Origin of the sequence: Variovorax paradoxus, from assembly GCF_029919115.1 — a bacterium.
In the GTDB taxonomy this organism is placed as follows: Bacteria; Pseudomonadota; Gammaproteobacteria; order Burkholderiales; family Burkholderiaceae_C; genus Variovorax; species Variovorax paradoxus_O.
This window is the reverse complement of the sequence record NZ_CP123990.1, coordinates 94,304-111,981: the sequence shown is the minus strand read 5'-3', so window position 1 is coordinate 111,981 and position 17,678 is coordinate 94,304. Positions and strand designations below refer to the sequence as shown.

The window sequence follows — 17,678 nt, the reverse complement described above, 5'->3', positions numbered from 1 at the left end:
TGAGCCTGATTTCCACCGCACACCTCAGGAGCACCACCGTGACCAATCCCCGCTGGCAAGGCATCTTCCCCGCCATCACCACCAAGTTCCACGCCGACGAGCGCATCGACGCGGAGGGCACCGCGCGCCACATCGACTTCCAGATCCGCAACGGCATTCACGGCCTGGTCACCTGCGGCTCGCTGGGGGAGGCAAGCACGCTCACGTTGGAAGAAAAGCTGCAGGTGGCCCAGATCGCCCTGGAGGCGGCCGACGGGCGCATCCCGGTGCTGGCGAATGTGTCGGAAACCAGCACGCGCGAAGCGCTGCGCTATGTGGAAGGGGCCAACAAGCTGGGGGTGGCGGGCTTCATGGTGATGCCCTCGGTGATCTACGTGGCCGATGCGCGCGAGGCAATGCTGAATGTGCGCACCATCGCCAATGCGGCGCAAAAGCCGATCATGGTCTACAACAACCCGGTGGCCTACCGGGTGGACCTGAAGCCCGAGCACATGGTGGAGCTCGCGGACTGCGAGTGGATTGCGGCCATCAAGGAGAGCACGGACAACATCCGCCGCATCACGGACCTGCGCAACACGGTGGGCGATCGCTACCAGCTGTTCCTGGGGGTGGACGACCTGGCGTACGAGGGGCTGGCGCTGGGCTGCGATGGCCTGCTGGCGGGCGTGGGCTGCGCATTCCCGCGCGAGACGGTGGCGCTGTACGACCTGATGAAGGCGGGCAAGTTTGCCGAGGCGCTGAAGCTGTACCAGTGGATGACGCCGATGCTGCACCTGGATGTGTCGACCAAGCTGGTGCAGAACCTGAAGCTGATCGATGCGCTGGTGGGGGTGGGCAGCGAGCACATGCGCCGCCCGCGCCTGCCCCTGGTCGGCGAGGAGCGCGCGGCTGTGGAGGCGATCGTGAACAAGGCGCTGGCCACCAGGCCTGTGCAGTACCAGTCGGTTATGTAATAACCGCTCTTTTCATTGTTCCCAACCTAGGAAGAAGCATGAAGACAAAAGTAGGCATGGTTCCATTCATCGGCCTCGTGGGCCTCGCTGCCCTCACCATCGCAGGCCAAGCCAGCGCCCAAGAGCAGGTCGTGAAGATCGGCCACAGCGGCCCGCTCTCGGGTCCCAATGCATTCGCGGGCAAGGACAATGAGAACGGCGTGCGCCTCGCCATCGAGGAACTCAACGCGAAGAAGATCACTGTCGGCGGCAAGACGCTGAAGTTCGAACTGGTGTCCGAAGACGACCAGTGCGACGCCAAGACCGGCGTGAGCGTTGCGCAAAAGCTCGTGGACGACGGCGTCAAGTACGTCATGGGGCCGTACTGCTCGGGCGTGGCCATTCCCGCTTCACGCATCTACGCCGACGGCGGCACCATGGTTTCCACCGTGGGCACCAACCCGAAGGTCACGCAGGGCGGCTACAAGAACCTTTATCGAATCATCGCGAGCGACAACCAGATCGGCTCCAGCATGGCCGTGTATGCGGCCAAGGTGCTCAAGGTTACCAAGGTGGGTGTCATCGACGATCGCACCGCCTTCGGCCAGGGCCTTGCGGAAGAGTTCACCAAAGAGGCGAAGAAGCAGGGGCTCACCATCGTCGGCCAGGAGTTCACCACCGACAAGGCCGTGGACTTCACCGCCATCCTCACCAACATGAAGGCCAAGGCGCCTGAAGCCATCTTCTTCGGCGGCTATGCGCCGCAGGCGGCGCCCATGGCGCGCCAGATGAAGCAGCTGGCCGTGCCCGGCAAGCTGCTGGGTGGCGACACGGTGTGCAGCCCGGCCACCGGCAAGCTCGGCGGAGATGCGGTCAACGACCTGGTGTTCTGCGCGCAAGGCGGCTCCATTCTCGAAAAGGCGCAGAGCGGCCCGGCGTTCAAGGCCAAGTTCAAGAAGCGCTTCAATGTCGACGCGGACGCCTATGCGGCCTCGTACTACGACCAGGTGATGTTCATCGGCGAATCGATGCAAAAGGCCAACTCCGTCGATCCCGACAAGGTGGGCGCCGAGCTCTACAAGACCACCTACAAGGGCGTGGCCGCAACCTACAGCTATGACGACAAGGGCAACATGAAGCAGGCACCGGTCACGGTGTTCACCTTCAAGAACACGGCGCCCGTTGCGCTTGCCAGCTACTGAGCCGAAGGAAGACATGCAGCGCATCCAGATCGTCGATTCGCACACGGGCGGCGAGCCCACGCGCCTGGTCATCGGCGGGTTCCCAGACCTGGGCGGCGGCAGCATGGCCGAGCGCCGCGCGCTGCTGGCCGAGCGGCACGACAAGTGGCGCGCCGCCACCGTGCTCGAGCCGCGCGGCAGCGACGTGGTGGTAGGCGCGCTGCTGTGCGAGCCGGTATCCAAGGATGCCGCGGCGGGCGTGATCTTCTTCAACAACGCCGGCTACCTCGGCATGTGCGGCCACGGCACCATCGGGCTGGTGGCAAGCCTCGCGCATATGGGGCGCATCGGCGTGGGCGAGCATCGCATCGAAACGCCCGTGGGCACCGTCACGACCACGCTGCATGCGGATGGTTCGGTGAGTGTGCGCAACGTGCCCGCCTACCGGCATCTTCACCAGGTGGCTGTCGAACTGCCGGAGCATGGCACCGTGCGCGGCGATGTGGCTTGGGGCGGCAACTGGTTCTTCCTGGTAAGCGACCACGGCCAGCGCGTGGCCAGCGACAACCTCGCTGCGCTGACCGGCTACACCGAGGCACTTCGCAAGGCACTCGCTGCGCAGGGCATCACGGGGGCAGAAGGCGCGGAGATCGACCACATCGAACTCTTTGCCGATGACGACGGCGGCGCAGACAGCCGCAATTTCGTGCTCTGCCCCGGCAACGCCTACGACCGTTCGCCATGCGGCACCGGCACCAGCGCCAAGATCGCCTGCCTTGCGGCCGACGGCAAGCTCGCGCCGGGCGAGGTGTGGACGCAGGCCAGCGTGATCGGCAGCCGCTTCGAAGCCAGCTACACGGTGGAAGACGGCAAGGTCATCCCAACCCTGCGCGGCCGGGCGTACATCAGCGCCGAAGCCACATTGCTGATCGACGACAACGATCCTTTCGGGTGGGGCATCCGGCTCTGACGCCGCGCTGCATGGACGCGGACGTCATCGTCATCGGGGCCGGCATCGTCGGTGCCGCTTGCGCGCACGCGCTGGCCCAAACCGGCCGCCGCGTGCTGGTGCTCGACGCGCGAATCGGCGGAGCCACCGGCGCCGGCATGGGGCACCTGGTGGTGATGGACGACAACCCGGCCGAGCTCGCGCTGAGCAGCCATTCGACGGCGCAATGGCGCGCGATGGCGCCGCGCATGAGCGAAGACTGCGCATACAGCGCTTGCGGCACCCTGTGGATTGCCGCGAATGAAGAAGAAATGGCGGAGGCTGAACGCAAGCAGCAGAGGCTGCGCGCGCACGGCATCGAATGCCGGTTGCTCAATGCCGCCGCGTTGGCGCACGCCGAGCCTGCCTTGCGCAGCGGTCTTGCAGGTGCACTGGAAGTGCCTGGCGACGGCATTCTCTATGCGCCCAATGCGGCCCGCTGGCTGCTCGCGCAGGGCGGAGATTCGGTCCGCGTCGAACATGCGAAGGTCGATGAGATTGAAGGCGATGGCACGCTGCGGCTCGTTGACGGCAGCCGCCGCACCGCGCCGCAGATCGTGCTCGCCAACGGCATCGAGGCCACCACGCTGTGCCCTGAGCTGCCTATCCGCCCCAAGAAGGGCCACCTGCTGATTACCGACCGCTATCCGGGCACCGTGCATCACCAACTCGTCGAGCTCGGCTATGTCACCAGCGCGCACCACAGCGACGGCGACTCGGTCGCCTTCAACGTGCAGCCGCGGCCGACGGGGCAACTGCTGATCGGTTCCTCGCGCCAGTTCGACACCACCGATCCGATCGTCGAGGCGCCGATGCTCGCGCGCATGCTGCAACGCACGCTCGAGTACCTGCCGGGCCTTGCAGGCCTCACCGCCGTGCGCTCGTGGACCGGCATGCGCGCCGCCACGCCCGACGGGCTGCCGCTGCTCGGCAAGCATCCGTGGCGAGAGAAGCTCTGGCTCGCGGTCGGCCACGAAGGCCTGGGCGTGACGACTGCGCCGGGCAGCGCGCATCTGCTCGCGGCGCTCATGAACGGCGCCGCCCCTGAATTCGACGCGGCGCCTTACGCGCCGCGCGGTCTTCGCTCGGAGAAATTCGCATGACCGGCGAGACCTCGCTGCACATCGATGGGCGCCTGGTCCGCGTAAAAGCGGGCAGCTCAGTGGCTGCGGCGCTGCGCGTCGTCGGCGGCACGGGCGCGGCGCGCACCTCCGTCTCGGGCCAGCCGCGCGCTCCGTTCTGCGGCATGGGCGTGTGCCAGGAGTGCCGTGTGCGGATCGACGGACGCCGCATGCTCGCCTGCCAGACAGTCTGCGCCGAAGGCATGCAGGTGGAGACCAGGGCATGACCCACTTGGCGCTGGAGCATTGCGATCTGCTGATCGTCGGCGCGGGCCCTGCGGGCATGGCCGCAGCGGTAGCGGCCGCGCCCAGCGGCGCATCGATCGTCGTCATAGACGACAACCCCGCACCCGGCGGCCAGATCTGGCGCGATGGTCCAGGCGCAACATTGCCGCCCATCGCACGCAAGTGGCGTGAAGCACTCGAGCGCCACGCCAACATTCGCGTGTGCAGCGGGACGCGCGTGATCGCTGCGCCCGCACCCGACGAGCTGCTGCTCGAAGACGCGGTGCGCGGCTGGCGCATGCAGTGGAAGAAGTTGATCCTGTGCACCGGCGCGCGCGAGCTGCTGCTGCCTTTTCCGGGATGGACGCTGCCCGGCGTCACTGGCGCGGGCGGCTTGCAGGCGCTCATCAAGGCGGGCTTGCCCGTCGAAGGCGAACGCATCGTCGTTGCGGGCAGCGGGCCTTTGCTGCTTGCAGCCGCGGCCACTGCGCGCGCCGCGGGCGCAAAGGTCTTGCGCATCGCCGAGCAGGCCTCGCTTGCTGCGGTGGCCGGCTTTGCCGTCAATCTGCTGCGCTGGCCAAGCAAGGCCGCCCAGGCTTTGACGCTGGGCGATGCGCGGTATCGCACTTCGTCGCGCATCGTCTCCGTTGAGGGCGATGGCCAAGTGGAATCGGTCCGGCTCCGTCAGGGCGGGCGCGAGGCGCAGATCGAATGCGATCGGGTGGCGTGCGGCTTTGGCCTCACACCCAACACGCAGCTCGGCCAGATACTCGGCTGCGCCCTTGTGCCTGCAGACACGGGCGCGCGGGCGCTCGCGGTCGATGCCTTGCAGCGCACCAGCCTGCCCGGCGTCTATGCGGCCGGCGAATGCACCGGCTTCGGCGGCAGCGAGCGCGCCCTTGCGCAGGGCACCATTGCAGGCTACGCAGCAGTCGGCAATGAACGAGCCGCAACGCAGCATGAACATGATCGCGCCCGATGGAACGCCTTTGCCGCGCAGCTGAACCGCAGCTTTGCGCTGTCCGCCGAGATTCGCCAGATGCCGCAGCCCGACACCCTGGTGTGCCGCTGCGAAGACGTGCCGTTTTCCGCGCTTGCCGGCTGCAGCGGCTGGACAGATGCCAAGCTGCATCGCCGCTGCGGCATGGGCGCTTGCCAAGGCCGCGTGTGCGGCGATGCGGCCCAGTTCCTCTTCGGCTGGACCCCGCCCATCCCCCGGCCGCCGCTCTCGCCGGCGCGCATTGCAACCCTGGCAGGCCTTGCGGTCCACGGCAACGATGTGGACCGACAATGAAACCGAAGCAGCTTCATAAGAAAAAAACCATGGCCACCCCGAAGACCTTGCCCCGCCCCCAGCCCAAGCGACGGGCCGCCGACCTTGCCTACGACGCGATCGAGACGCTGCTTTCCACCATGCAGCTGGAGCCCGGCAGCCAAGTGGTCGAAGCCGACCTGGCCGAGCGCACCAGCCTTGGCCGCACGCCCGTGCGAGAGGCGCTGATGCGCATGGTGTCCATCGGTCTCATCGTGCAGCAGCCGCGCCGCGGCCTGCTGGTGTCCACCATCGACCTGGCCGACCACCTCGACGTGATCCAGACCCGGCGTGTGCTCGAACTGCTGATTGCGGCCTGCTCGGCACGCCGCGCCACGGCGTTGCAGCGCAAGGAGATCGTGCGCTGCGCCGAGGTGATGGTCGAGGCCGCCCATCGCGGCGATTTGAACGACTACATGAAGGCCGATCGCGCGCTCGACCTTGTCAATCACCAGGCGAGCCACAACGATTCGGCGGTGAAGGCGGTGATTCCGCTCATCGTCCAGTGCCGGCGCTTCTGGTACGCGTACCAGCATGAAGGCGAGATTGTCGAAGGCGCCAATGCGCACCTCGAACTGGCACAGGGCATTGCCACCGGCAACGAGGCCGCGGCTGTGGCAGGTGCCAACCGGCTCATGGACTACCTCGAGGTTTTCGCCCGGAAGATCATCGACAAGTAGGCCGAAGGGCCTCGCGGCAGACACCGGGGAACTACGCGTGATCTGCCGGGGCCTCCGGCGCATACTGGCCCGATGGCCGTCGCACCCCGCGCGCAACCCGAAGACTTCTTCACCGCCGAAGAGTGGCGGTCGCTCACCAGCCGTTCGTCATGGAAGGGCCTGTGGCTGGTTGCGCATTGCTGGGGCGTGATCGGCACGGCGATGCTCGCGGGTGTCGTGTGGCCCTGGGCCGTGCCGTTCATGGTGCCTATCGTCGGCGCGCGGCAGTTGGGGCTCTTCATCCTCATGCACGACGCCGCGCACGCGGGCTTGCACCGCAACCGCAAGGTCAACGACTGGGTGGCGTACTGGCTGTGCTCGTCCACGCTGCGCGACTACCGGCCGTATCACCTGCAGCACCACCGCTTCGTGCAGCAGACCGAAGATCCGGACCTCGTGTTGTCCGCGCCGTTCCCGATCTCACGTGCCTCGATGTGGCGCAAGGTCGTGCGCGACCTGAGCGGCCAGACCTTCTACAAGCAGCGCTTCGGCCATATCGCCGAAGGCATCCGGAGCCGCGCGCCGGGTGAATCGGTACTCAAGGTCTTCGGGAACGAACTCGCGAAGGACCGGCGTTTTTTGATCGGCAATGGCCTCGGCTTCCTCGCCTTTGCATTGGCGGGCTTCTGGTGGGCATGGTTGCTGATGTGGCTGCTGCCCATGGCCACCTGGCTGCCGCTCGTGAGCCGCGTGCGCAACATCGCCGAGCATGCGCTGGTGGCGCAGAACGAGGCCGACCCGCTGCGCCAAGCGCGCACCACGCATGCCGGCTGGCTCGAACGCACGCTGGTGGCGCCCTATTGGGTCAACTATCACTGCGAACACCACATGTTCACCAGCCTGCCCTGCTGGAGCTTGCCCAAGGCGCACCGGCTGCTGCGGCAACGTGGCGCCACCGCGCGCATGGAAGTGCAGCCCGGCTACCTGAGCCTGCTGAAGCGTGCGGCCTCGGTCCGGCCTGCCTAGCTGGCCGGCTCTTCGGGGCCGGGGCTTGGCCAGCCCAGCAGTTCGGCCAGGCGCTGCACGATCCAGCCAGCCTCGGCGGGCGATACGCCGGCTTCAGGCACGGCCAGCCCGGCGTGGATGCGCCGCAGGATCTCGCTTTCGACCGGCACCTCGGTGTGGTGCTGGATTTGCGCGTGGCCCACGAGGTGGTTGGCCAGGTCTTCGCAGATCTCGTAGCGCTCGCGCACGACTCCGATGGGCTCCAGCAGGCGCTTGCGCGCGTCGCTGTACACCGCGAAGAATGAGGGCGGAATGAAGATCTGGTTGTCGTCGGACATCGCGCGTGGATCTTGGGCCAGGGCTGCCCCAATGACAAAACGCGCCCGGGGGCGCGTTCGTCGTGGCTCTTGCGAGCCGGTGGGGGCTGCTGGGTCAGCCGCCCTTCTTTGCGCGCTTGCCGGGGTTCTTCTTGCTGCGCGTGGCGGTGCCGCGCTCCAGGCTGACCTTCTGGCCGCCACCGGACTTGGGCAGGGCGTAGCCGGGCAGGGGCGTCGGCTTCGGGGTGGCAACGCGGTCGGCTTCGGTACGAATTTTCTTGGGCATGAAAAGCTCGGGTAAAAAAGTAATGTTCGAGGGCCAATTAGGCCACAGCGGGGATTTTGCCTGCCAGAAGCCTAAGCAACGAGCATGACGGGGTTTCTTTCAGAGTTCGAGCAGGCGCACTTTCACGCTCTTGCCCTTCACGCGGCCGCTCGAAAGCTTGCGCGCCGCTTCGGCGGCAATGCCGCGCTCCACGGCCACGTACGTCGAGAACTCGTTGACGTTGATCTTGCCGACCTGGTCCTTGGTGTAGCCGCAGTCGCCGGTGAGCGCGCCCAGCACGTCGCCGGCGCGGATCTTTTCTTTTCGGCCGCCCACGATCTGCAGCGTGGCCATGGGCGGGCGCATCGGCTCGCCCTTGCCGGGCGTGAGCTCGGCCAGGTCGTGCCATTCGGATTCGCGGCCCTGCAGCTGCTCGATCTTGCCGACGCTGCCCATCTCGTCCATGCTGGCCAGGTTCAGCGCAAGGCCCTCGGCACCGCCCTGTTGGCCCACGCGGCCTGTGCGGCCGACGCGGTGGATGTGAATTTCGGAATCGGGCGTCACGTCGACGTTGATCACCGCTTCGAGCTGCGCAATATCGAGCCCGCGCGCGGCCACATCGGTGGCCACCAGCACCGAGCAGCTGCGGTTGGCAAATTGCACCAGCACCTGGTCGCGCTCGCGCTGCTCCAGTTCGCCGAACAGCGCCAGCGCACTGAAGCCCTGCGCCTGCAGCACCTCGACGAGATCGCGGCACTGCTGCTTGGTGTTGCAGAAGGCCAGCGTGCTCACGGGGCGGAAGTGGTCGAGCAGCAGGCTCACGGCGTGCAGCCGTTCGCTTTCCTTCACCTGGTACCAGCGCTGGCGGATCTTGCTGCCTTCGTGCTGCGCCTGCACCGTGATCTGCTCGGGGCTCTTCATGAACTGCTGAGCGAGCTTGGCGATACCTTCGGGGTAGGTGGCCGAGAACAGCAGCGTCTGGCGCTCTTTCGGGCATTGGCGCGCCACCTTCACGATGTCCTCGAAAAAGCCCATGTCGAGCATTCGGTCGGCCTCGTCGAGCACCAGCGTGTTGAGCGCCTCGAGGTTCAGGTTTTCGCGCTCCAGGTGGTCCATGATGCGGCCCGGCGTGCCCACCACGATGTGCGCGCCGTGCTCGAGGCTGGCAATTTGCCCGCGCAGCGCAACGCCGCCGCAGAGCGTGACCACCTTGATGTTTTCTTCGGCGCGCGCCAGGCGGCGGATTTCGGTCGTGACCTGGTCGGCCAGCTCGCGCGTGGGGCACAGCACCATCGCCTGGATGGCAAAGCGGCGCGGGTTGAGGTTGGAGAGCAGCGCCAGGGCAAAGGCGGCGGTCTTGCCGCTGCCCGTTTTAGCCTGGGCGATCAGGTCCTTGCCGAGCAGTGCCGGCGGCAGCGCGGCGGCCTGGATGGCCGTCATCTGCGTGTAGCCGAGCTGCGTGAGGTTGGCCAGCATCTGGGGCGAGAGCGCCAGCGTGGCAAAGCCGTGGTCGGCCTGGGCCTGGGCTGGGGAGCCGCCGGCTGTGGAATTGGTCGTGGTCATCGTGCGGCAGCCGGACCCGGAAAAACAAAGGCCTTGCCAGCACCCTTTGCGGGGTGCCGCAAGGCCCTTCGTCCGTCGCGGATCAGCGGCGAGGTGCGTTGTTGTTGCCGGAGTTGGTCGGCGGGGGGCCGCGGCGCTCCAGGTGGCGGAAGGTGATACGGCCCTTGGTCAGGTCGTAGGGCGAGAGCTCGAGCGACACCTTGTCACCCGCCAGGATGCGGATGTGGTGCTTGCGCATCTTGCCGCCGCTGTAGGCGATCAGCTGATGGCCGTTGTCGAGCGTCACGCGGTAGCGCGAGTCGGGCAGGACTTCGGTCACTGCGCCGTTCATTTCGATCAGTTCTTCCTTGGGCATGTGTGATTACCTCTGACTCGTTCGATGTGTGTTGGATATGAAGATGGGCGTAATTGTTTCAGCCTGCGCACGAAAGCGCGAGCGGGGCAACGCTGCGGGGGCTGCTGCTTTCGCGCACCCAGCAAAGGCCCTGGTCGACGGCGTAGCGCACCGCGGCGGCATGGCTGGCAAAGCGCGGCGTGAAACGCATCACGCGGTCGTGCATGCCGCTGCCACGGCCGGAGCGGATCGAGACGGAAGCGGCGTACTTGCCGTCGTCCTGGTGGCGAATGAGCGGGGAAACAAGGTACTTGCCCACCGCGATACTGTGTTGAATGATGTCCATGAAGCCTTGGCACCCTGCGCGAAAGTTGTGCGCAAAATGCCGAAAAAATAATTGAAAACGGGCGTGGGCCGGCCAGAACGGCGCGGCGGACGCGCTATTCGCTTCAACAAGAACGAAGGCAGTGGTGGCAATCATGGGCGCCCGGTCTGGCGCTCCAACACACTGTGAAGCCGGCTTGAAAGAAAGAGGCCTGAAAAATCCAAGGGACGGTGCAGGTCAGCCGGCGGAGTGACGAAAAGTGCTTCGTCGTGGTATCGAAACGAACCCGACATTATAGCCCGCGGGGCATGACAGTTGCTTGTCTTAAAAACAACGATTGGGTGAATTGCCTGTCGGCACCCGTTCTATAAGCCTCTGATGCTATTAAAAATGTAGCGGACGAAACCGGATTCAGGTGCCCAGCGGAGCAATCGGGGTCAAAAGGGCGGTTCGAGCCTTCCGGGCGGCATGCCGGATCAGCACCAATCCCGCGAGCTGGCAGGCCGCGCCGACCCAGCCAATTGCGCCTACGCCCACCCAGTCGATTGCCGCGCCGCCCAATGCCGAACCCGCCGCAATGCCCAGGTAGACCGCCGATGCGTTGAGCGACAGCGTCATCGGCGCCCGCTCCGGTGTCAGCCGAATCAGCCGCACCGCCTGCGCGGGCCCGAAGCCCCAGCCCGCAAAGCCCCAGAGTGTGCACAGCCCCACGATCAGCGGCAGCGCGAGGCTGCGCGGCAGCATCTGCGCCGATAACGAGAGCCCGGCCAGGATCGCCACCAGCATCAGCGCAAAGCCCTGCGCCATGCGGTCCGCGCCAAAGCGGTCTGTGGCCCAGCCGCCCGCCGCCGTTCCGATGGCGGCGGCCACGCCAATGGCGCAGAACACCGTGCCCACCCCTTGTGGGCCAAAGCCCAGCGTGCCGAAAAGGAACAGCGCGATGTACGTGTAGAAGCTGAACCCGCCCGTCGCCCAGAGCACGGTGGTGAGCAGTGCCGGCAGCACGCCGGGTTCACGTGCCACCGCAAAGGACGACGTGCGAGCTGCTGCGGCCGATGCACCTGCCAGCTGGCGCGGCAAGCCCATCGCAAGGCCGGCGGTGGCCAGCGTTGCAACCAGTGCAATCAGAAGATAGGCCGTGCGCCACCCGCCCCAGCCCGAAATCCACGCGCCCAGCGGCACGCCGAGCGCCACTGCGACGGTGCCGCCGCCCGCCACGATGGCGAGCGCCCGGCCGCGCAGCGCGGGCGACACCATCGACGCGGCCACCGCGCTCGCGGTCGGCAGGAACACGCCGGCCACCAGCCCCAGTGCGACCCGCGCCAGCGCCAGCTGGGCAAAGCCCTGCGCCATTGCCGCCGCCAGCGCCAGGCCCGAGAAGAGAGCAAGGCTGGCGACAAGGAGGGGTCGGCGCCCGAAACGCGCACACACCGCGGCCATCACCGGCGAGCCGATGGCGTAGCTCAGCGCGAACAGCAGCACCAGCTGCCCAGCGCGCGTGGCGCTGACCTGCAGGTCGGCCGCCAGGACCGGCAGCAGGCCGGCAACCATGAAGCTCTCGGTGCCGATGGCAAACGCGCCAAGCGCGAGCCACGCCAGGGCTAGGGGGAGGCGTTCCGCAGATTGCGCCGACTGTGCGGTATTGGAGGCGATATGCATGGCAGGGACTCCGTCGAGCGTTTGGAGGTCTTCAGAATAGGCTTGCGAATGGCTCTGCAAAAGAACCACAATCGGCGAAGTTCATGGAGCCACTTTTCGAACTCGCCATTCGCCTGCCGAACACCGGCTCGCGCGAACTGCTGCGCGAAGTGCACCGGCAATTGCGCGCCGCCATCCTCGATGGCCGGCTGCAGCCCGGCGCGCGCCTGCCCGCCACGCGCACGCTGGCGCAGCGCCTGGGCGTGTCGCGCAACACCATGCTTGCGGCCTACGACCTGTTGCTGAGCGAGGGCTACCTGCTGGCGCGCCCCGGCGCCGGTACCTATGTGGCCGACACCGTGGCCGTGCCGCAATTGCGCCGTGGCCGCGCCTTGAAGGGCGGGGCCGCCCGGCGCGATGCACGGCTGGTGCCGCTCGGCGTGCCCGGGGCCGACCTCGCACCCACGCTGCAGCCATCACCCGCGCGCGACGACTTCCGCGTGGGGCTGCCCGACATCAGCGCCTTTCCGTTCGACATCTGGCGCCGCCTGTCCGACCGCGCCCTGCGCCGCATCGCAAGAGGGCCGGCGGACTACGCCGACCCGCAGGGACAGCCCGCGCTGCGCGAAGCCATCGCCAGCCATGTGTCGTTCACGCGTGCGGTCGGCTGCACCGCCGATGACATCGTGGTCACGGCCGGTGCACAGCAGGCATTCGGGTTGCTCGCGCGCATTCTGGTGGTGCCGGGGCGCACGGTGGTTGCCGTGGAACAGCTCTTCTATCCGTCGCTGCGCGAGGCGATGACGGCCGCGGGCGCGAAGGTGGTTGCCGTGCCGACCGACGGGGAAGGCCTGTGCGTGGACCAACTGCCGCCCGAGGCGCGCGTGATCTGCGTGACGCCTTCGCACCAGTTTCCCACCGGCGTTGCAATGTCGCCGCAGCGGCGCGCGGCGCTGCTGGCCTTCGCGCAGGCACGCAACGCCGTCGTCATCGAAGACGACTACGACAGTGAATTCCGCTTTGCCGGCCGCCCGCTCGATGCGCTGCAGACGCTCGACCGCGCCGAGTCGGTCTGCTACGTGGGCACTTTCTCCAAGAGCCTTTTTCCCGCGCTGCGGCTCGGCTTTGTGGTGGCGCCGCCGTGGGCACGTGCTGCGCTGGTGCGGGCACGCGAACTGGCCGACTGGCACGGTCCGGTGTTGGGGCAGGAGGCGCTTGCCGCGTTCATTGCTGAAGGGCACCTTGCGCGCCACATCCGTAAGATGCGCAAGGTCTACGGCGCGCGGCGCACCGCATTGCTCGAAGCATTGGCGCGGCACGGGGCAGGGCGGCTCGACGCGATTCCCTCCGATGCGGGGCTGCACCTGTCGGCCTGGCTGCGCACCGGTACCCGCGCTGACCTGGTGGTCGAGCGCGCCGCCGCAGCCGGAATCACCCTGCCGCCGCTGTCGCGCTTCGCATGGGACCCCCAGGCATCCGGTGTGCCCAACGGCCTTGCGTTCGGCTATGGCCTCATCGGCCAATCGCAAATCGACGGGGCGGTCCGGCGCCTCGTCGATCTGCTCTGAGAGCCCATCAACGCATCAGCCGATTCCGAGCATCCGCTTGTTCGCCGCCACATCCACGCCGCCGGCAGCGAAGTCGTCGAACGCCCGTTCGGCCACGCGGATGATGTGATCGGCAATGAAGGCCGCGCCCTCACGCGCGCCGTCTTCCGGATGCTTGATGCAGCACTCCCATTCGAGCACCGCCCAGCCCGGAAAGTCGTACTGCGCCATCTTCGAGAAGATGGCGCCGAAGTCGACCTGCCCGTCGCCCAGCGAACGGAAGCGGCCCGCGCGGTTGATCCAGCTCTGGAAGCCGCCGTACACGCCTTGCTTGCCGGTCGGGTTGAACTCGGCATCCTTCACGTGAAAGATCTTGATCCGCTCGTGATAGTGGTCGATGTACGCCAGGTAATCGAGCTGCTGCAGCATGAAGTGGCTCGGGTCGTACAGCAGGCAGGCACGCGGATGGTTGTTCACGCGCTCCAAAAACATCTCGTAGCTCACCCCGTCGTGCAGGTCCTCGCCGGGATGAATCTCGTAGCCCACGTCCACACCGGCCGCATCGAACGCATCGAGGATGGGCCGCCAGCGGCGCGCGAGTTCGTCGAAGGCCTCTTCGATGAGCCCTGGCGGGCGCGGCGGCCATGAATAGAGATACGGCCAGGCCAGCGCACCCGAGAAGGTGGCGTGCGCCGTGAGTCCGAGGTTGGCCGAAGCCTTGGCCGCGAAATGCAGTTGCTCCACCGCCCACTGCTGGCGCCGCACCGGATCGCCGCGCACCTCGGGCGCCGCAAAGCCGTCAAAGCCCGCGTCGTAGGCCGGATGCACCGCAACCAGCTGTCCCTGCAGGTGGGTCGACAGCTCGGTGATCTCGATGCCGTGCGCGGCGAGCGTGCCCTTGACCTCGTCGCAGTAGATCTTGCTCTCGGCGGCTTTCTTCAGATCGAACAGGCGCGCGTCCCAGCTCGGTATTTGCACGCCCTTGTATCCAAGGCCGGCGGCCCAGCCAGCAATGGCGTCGAGCGAGTTGAACGGGGCTTGGTCTCCCGCGAACTGGGCCAGAAAAATGGCCGGGCCCTTGATCGTCTTCATGGCTTGTCTTCCTTCTTGGTCGTGGCAGCGTTGAAAGCATACTTGGCGTGTCGTCCGACCCCGTGCGAGAGGCCAAAGCGCCAAAATGGACTTTCCTTTTCGCACAGCACCTGCTGCCAGCATCGCGATGCCACAACCCGTCTCCGCCCGGCTGAAGATCGGCCTGTCTGCCTGCTTTTCCCACGCGGACCCGGCGCGCTCGCTGTTCACCAACAAGACGCTTCAGTACGTCGAGCAGTCGATCGCGCACTGGCTCATGTCGGCCGGCGCCATGGTGGTCATGGTGCCTTGCCCCACGGGCGAAACGGCGCGGGGCGACACCAAGCTGTCGCATTACGCCGAATGGCTCGATGGCGTGGTGATGCACGGCGGCGCCGACGTGTGGCCCGGCAGCTACGGCGAGGTGCCGCTCAAGGACGCGTGGGTGGGCGACCGCATCCGCGACCTGTACGACCTGGCGCTGGTCGAAGCCTTCGAGCAGGCCGGCAAGCCCATTTTCGGCGTGTGCCGCGGGCTGCAGCTGATCAACGTCGCTTTCGGCGGCACGCTGTACCAGGACATCGAGGCCCAGCACCATCACCCTGAAGCCGTGCGGCACCGCGACCCCGTCACCTACGACCAGAATTTTCACCAGATCGAAATAGTGGAAGGCACACGGCTTTCCAAGCTCTACCCCGAAGTGAAGACTGCGCGGGTCAACAGCATTCACCACCAGGGGGTGAAAGACCTTGCACCGGGTTTCGAGATCGAGGCCTGGAGCCTGCCCGACCGTGTGCCCGAGGCCATCCGGCGGCGCCCCGAGCGCGGCCGCAGCTACATTGCGGCCACGCAGTGGCACCCCGAGTTCCACAAATACGGCAGCACCGAGACGGTCGACGACACGCCCATCCTGCATGATTTTCTGTGGGCCTGCGCCACCGCGAAGGTGGCGCCCCGCACCACACCGAATGCAGGGCCCGGCCGCATCCGCGACCGCGCGGCGCGGGTGCTGCGCCAGGCGCTGCTGCGCCGCTGAATCGTCCGGCTAGCGCCGGTCTGACCGGTTGGTGCTGCCGCTGACGCCGGCATCGATGGTGCCGAACACCGTCACGCCGCTGCCCGACGACGAGGTGGCGCGGTCACTGCCGCTTGTCGACCCCGTGCCGGCGCAGCCCGCCAGGGCGCCCATTGCAATGGCAAGAACAGCTGCAATGAATGGCTTCACAGAATCTCCAGGATGTTTGACTTGGCCCACTATAGGCGTGGGGCTCGTCAGGTCGCTGTAACAACACGCACCCCGCATGGCATGCACGCGGGGGTGCCGCGCGCAGAGGTGTTCAGCCCTTGCGTGGATCGGTGGCCAGCAGCATTTCGACCAGCGATCGCAGGTGCTCCTGCAGCCGCGCCGCACCCGCCTCGTCGAGTGCCAGCGTGGTCTCGTCCATGTAGAGCTTGCGATTGATCTCGACCTGGATGCTGTGCCGGTTTTCCGCCGGCCGGCCGTGCCGGCGAACCAGTTCCACGCCCTTGTAGGGGTGGTTGTAGTCCACGCTGTAGCCCCGCTCGCGCAAGTGCTCGCAGATCTTGTGCGACAGCGCCGGGTCAGCGGTGCTGCCGTCGCGGTCGCCAATGACGAAGTCCGCATGCGCGAGCCCCGGGAAGTCCGTGGCATGGCTTCCCGCAATCGCCGGCATCGAATGACAGTTGATGTGAATGCTGTAGCCGTGCCGCGCATGCGCGTCGTCGATGGCCCGGGCCACCGCGGCGTGGTAAGGCCGCCAGCAGTTGTCGATGCGCCCGCGCACCTCGTCCACTGCAAGCAGCCGGTCGTAGATGGGCAGGCCCTCGTCGGTCAGCTTCCAGATCAGGCCCTTGCCGAGCCGAACCTTGGAAAGCACGCGCGGGTCGTCCGAAAGCGGCTCGGTCCAGGGGCCGTCGAGCAGCGTGGTGTCCAGCTCGGTGGTGTCGCGGTTGGCGTCCAGGTAGCTGCGCGGAAAGTGCGCCTCGACCCAGGCCGCGCCCATGGCGGGCGCAAACGCGTAGAGCTTCTCGACGTGCGTGTCCTCGGCCCGGCGCAGCGTGGCCAGGTCGCACGCAGGCCGGAAGTCCTCGGGGTAGACGGTGCCGCTGTGCGGTGAATCCAGCACCAGCGGCGTGCGCCCGGCAACGCTCGTCACCTGGGCGCGGGTTTGGATCAGTTTCAAGACTGGGTGCATAGGCAAGTCAGGTCAGTCCAATCGGATGCGGGCAAAGGCGGCAACCTTCTTCATCTTCTCGATCTCGCTGTCGATCTGCTTGGCGAACTCCGCGGGCGTGGTGCCCGAGGCATAGAGCCCCTGCAGCGCCAGCCGCTCGCGCACCGTGGCGTCCTTCAGCGCGGTGGCCACGGCCTGCTGCATGCGCAGCGCAATGTCGGCCGGCGTGCCGGCGGGCGCCACCAGCCCGAACCACGACGGATCGTTGTTGGCCGGGTAGCCCAGTTCGCGGTAGGTCGGCACCTCCGGCAGCACGTCGAGCCGGCTGCTCCACGACACCGCCAGTGCCTTCAGCTTGCCCGCCTTCACGTGCGGCAGCGAGGAGGCCACCTGGTCGAAGTACACCGGCACTTCGCCCGCGAGCACGTCGTTGATGGCTGGGCCCGCACCGCGATAGGGGATGTGCACCATCGAGGTTCCGGTGCTGCTCTTGAAGAGCTCGCCCCACATGTGGCCGATGGTGCCGTTGCCCGGCGACGCGTAGGACACCTTGCCCGGGTTCGCCTTCAGGTGCTTCACCAGCTCGGCAAAGGTTTTCACCGGCAGCACCTGGGGGTTGATGACCACCACGCCCGGCGCTTTCACCAGCTCGGTCACCGCGACAAAGCCCTTGATCGGGTCGTAAGGCAGCTTCTGGTAAACGGCTGGGTTCACGCCGTGGGTGGAGAGGGTGGCCACGCCGAAGGCCAAGCCGTCCGGCGCCGCGCGCGCCACTTCGGCCATGCCGATGGAGCCGCCGGCCCCGGCGCGGTTGTCGATGACCACGGGCTGCTGGAGGATCTTGGCCAGCGGCTCCGAGAGCACGCGCGCGGTGATGTCGGTGGCGCCGCCGGGCGGGAAGGGCACGATCATGCGGATCGGCTTGCCCTGTTGGGCGAAAGATATTCCTGGAGCGACAGAAACGGCAGCCAGGGCGGAAAGAAGATGACGACGTTGCATG

At 67.0% G+C, this 17,678-nt stretch carries 20 protein-coding genes; 10 read left to right on the top strand and 10 right to left on the bottom strand.

Translation table 11 applies throughout. From position 1 onward, the window contains the following. The first annotated feature begins 38 nt into the window (after nt 1–38). From QHG62_RS00485 to QHG62_RS00450, 8 genes are all read left to right on the top strand, one after another. Nucleotides 39–953 (top strand): dihydrodipicolinate synthase family protein, encoded by a 915-nt coding sequence (locus QHG62_RS00485; RefSeq protein WP_281148862.1) that lies wholly within the window; start codon nt 39–41, stop codon nt 951–953. A gap of 38 nt (nt 954–991) precedes the next feature. Then, nucleotides 992–2,134 (top strand): branched-chain amino acid ABC transporter substrate-binding protein, encoded by a 1,143-nt coding sequence (locus QHG62_RS00480; RefSeq protein ID WP_281148861.1) that lies wholly within the window; start codon nt 992–994, stop codon nt 2,132–2,134. A gap of 13 nt (nt 2,135–2,147) precedes the next feature. Further along, nucleotides 2,148–3,083 (top strand): 4-hydroxyproline epimerase, encoded by a 936-nt coding sequence (locus QHG62_RS00475; protein ID WP_281148860.1) that lies wholly within the window; start codon nt 2,148–2,150, stop codon nt 3,081–3,083. Between the two features lie 11 nt (nt 3,084–3,094). Next, complete coding sequence (locus QHG62_RS00470) at nt 3,095–4,204, top strand: NAD(P)/FAD-dependent oxidoreductase (RefSeq protein ID WP_281148859.1); 1,110 nt, start codon at nt 3,095–3,097, stop codon at nt 4,202–4,204. Continuing rightward, nucleotides 4,201–4,449, top strand: a complete 249-nt coding sequence (locus QHG62_RS00465) for a (2Fe-2S)-binding protein (protein ID WP_281148858.1) — start codon at nt 4,201–4,203, stop codon at nt 4,447–4,449. The genes QHG62_RS00470 and QHG62_RS00465 overlap by 4 nt, the downstream gene beginning before the upstream one ends. Continuing rightward, nucleotides 4,446–5,741, top strand: coding sequence for an NAD(P)/FAD-dependent oxidoreductase (locus tag QHG62_RS00460; protein WP_281148857.1), 1,296 nt, complete (start codon nt 4,446–4,448; stop codon nt 5,739–5,741). The genes QHG62_RS00465 and QHG62_RS00460 overlap by 4 nt, the downstream gene beginning before the upstream one ends. A 29-nt stretch (nt 5,742–5,770) precedes the next feature. Continuing rightward, nucleotides 5,771–6,439 (top strand): GntR family transcriptional regulator, encoded by a 669-nt coding sequence (locus QHG62_RS00455; protein WP_281148856.1) that lies wholly within the window; start codon nt 5,771–5,773, stop codon nt 6,437–6,439. A gap of 72 nt (nt 6,440–6,511) precedes the next feature. Continuing rightward, complete coding sequence (locus QHG62_RS00450) at nt 6,512–7,444, top strand: fatty acid desaturase family protein (RefSeq protein ID WP_281148855.1); 933 nt, start codon at nt 6,512–6,514, stop codon at nt 7,442–7,444. On the opposite strand, the gene QHG62_RS00445 is transcribed toward QHG62_RS00450, so the two are convergent. From QHG62_RS00445 to QHG62_RS00420, 6 genes are all read right to left on the bottom strand, one after another. Further along, entirely contained in the window at nt 7,441–7,761 is a 321-nt protein-coding gene (locus QHG62_RS00445; RefSeq protein WP_281148854.1) for a hypothetical protein, read from the bottom strand. The two genes, QHG62_RS00450 and QHG62_RS00445, sit on opposite strands and share 4 nt — an antisense overlap. A gap of 94 nt (nt 7,762–7,855) precedes the next feature. Continuing rightward, nucleotides 7,856–8,026 (bottom strand): hypothetical protein, encoded by a 171-nt coding sequence (locus QHG62_RS00440; protein WP_164547821.1) that lies wholly within the window; start codon nt 8,024–8,026, stop codon nt 7,856–7,858. A gap of 99 nt (nt 8,027–8,125) precedes the next feature. Further along, the gene (gene dbpA, locus QHG62_RS00435) at nt 8,126–9,568 is read right to left on the bottom strand and encodes an ATP-dependent RNA helicase DbpA (RefSeq protein WP_281148853.1); all 1,443 of its coding nucleotides are present in this window, start codon (nt 9,566–9,568) and stop codon (nt 8,126–8,128) included. An 82-nt stretch (nt 9,569–9,650) separates the two neighbouring features. Continuing rightward, on the bottom strand, nt 9,651–9,923 hold the full coding sequence (gene infA, locus QHG62_RS00430; protein WP_015867950.1) for a translation initiation factor IF-1: 273 nt from the start codon (nt 9,921–9,923) through the stop codon (nt 9,651–9,653). A 58-nt stretch (nt 9,924–9,981) separates the two neighbouring features. Beyond that, nucleotides 9,982–10,248, bottom strand: a complete 267-nt coding sequence (locus QHG62_RS00425) for a hypothetical protein (RefSeq protein WP_281151841.1) — start codon at nt 10,246–10,248, stop codon at nt 9,982–9,984. 390 nt (nt 10,249–10,638) lie between these two features. Beyond that, nucleotides 10,639–11,886 (bottom strand): MFS transporter, encoded by a 1,248-nt coding sequence (locus QHG62_RS00420; RefSeq protein ID WP_281148850.1) that lies wholly within the window; start codon nt 11,884–11,886, stop codon nt 10,639–10,641. 83 nt (nt 11,887–11,969) lie between these two features. Between QHG62_RS00420 and QHG62_RS00415 the strand changes: the two genes are divergently transcribed. Next, complete coding sequence (locus QHG62_RS00415) at nt 11,970–13,433, top strand: PLP-dependent aminotransferase family protein (RefSeq protein WP_281148849.1); 1,464 nt, start codon at nt 11,970–11,972, stop codon at nt 13,431–13,433. 15 nt (nt 13,434–13,448) lie between these two features. Here the strand turns inward: QHG62_RS00415 and QHG62_RS00410 are convergent, their stop codons facing one another. Further along, complete coding sequence (locus QHG62_RS00410) at nt 13,449–14,504, bottom strand: sugar phosphate isomerase/epimerase family protein (RefSeq protein ID WP_281148848.1); 1,056 nt, start codon at nt 14,502–14,504, stop codon at nt 13,449–13,451. 127 nt (nt 14,505–14,631) lie between these two features. Between QHG62_RS00410 and QHG62_RS00405 the strand changes: the two genes are divergently transcribed. Then, nucleotides 14,632–15,519, top strand: coding sequence for a gamma-glutamyl-gamma-aminobutyrate hydrolase family protein (locus QHG62_RS00405; protein ID WP_281148847.1), 888 nt, complete (start codon nt 14,632–14,634; stop codon nt 15,517–15,519). A 9-nt stretch (nt 15,520–15,528) separates the two neighbouring features. Here QHG62_RS00405 and QHG62_RS00400 read toward each other — a convergent pair whose 3' ends face one another. The 3 genes from QHG62_RS00400 to QHG62_RS00390 form a co-directional block, all read right to left on the bottom strand. Further along, nucleotides 15,529–15,708 carry a hypothetical protein gene (locus QHG62_RS00400; RefSeq protein WP_281148846.1) on the bottom strand — a complete coding sequence of 60 codons (180 nt, stop codon included), beginning with the start codon at nt 15,706–15,708 and terminating at the stop codon, nt 15,529–15,531. A 112-nt stretch (nt 15,709–15,820) separates the two neighbouring features. Continuing rightward, the gene (locus QHG62_RS00395; protein ID WP_281148845.1) at nt 15,821–16,699 is read right to left on the bottom strand and encodes an N-formylglutamate amidohydrolase; all 879 of its coding nucleotides are present in this window, start codon (nt 16,697–16,699) and stop codon (nt 15,821–15,823) included. 12 nt (nt 16,700–16,711) lie between these two features. Then, nucleotides 16,712–17,677 (bottom strand): tripartite tricarboxylate transporter substrate binding protein BugE, encoded by a 966-nt coding sequence (locus QHG62_RS00390; RefSeq protein WP_281148844.1) that lies wholly within the window; start codon nt 17,675–17,677, stop codon nt 16,712–16,714. Nucleotide 17,678: the final 1 nt, after the last annotated feature.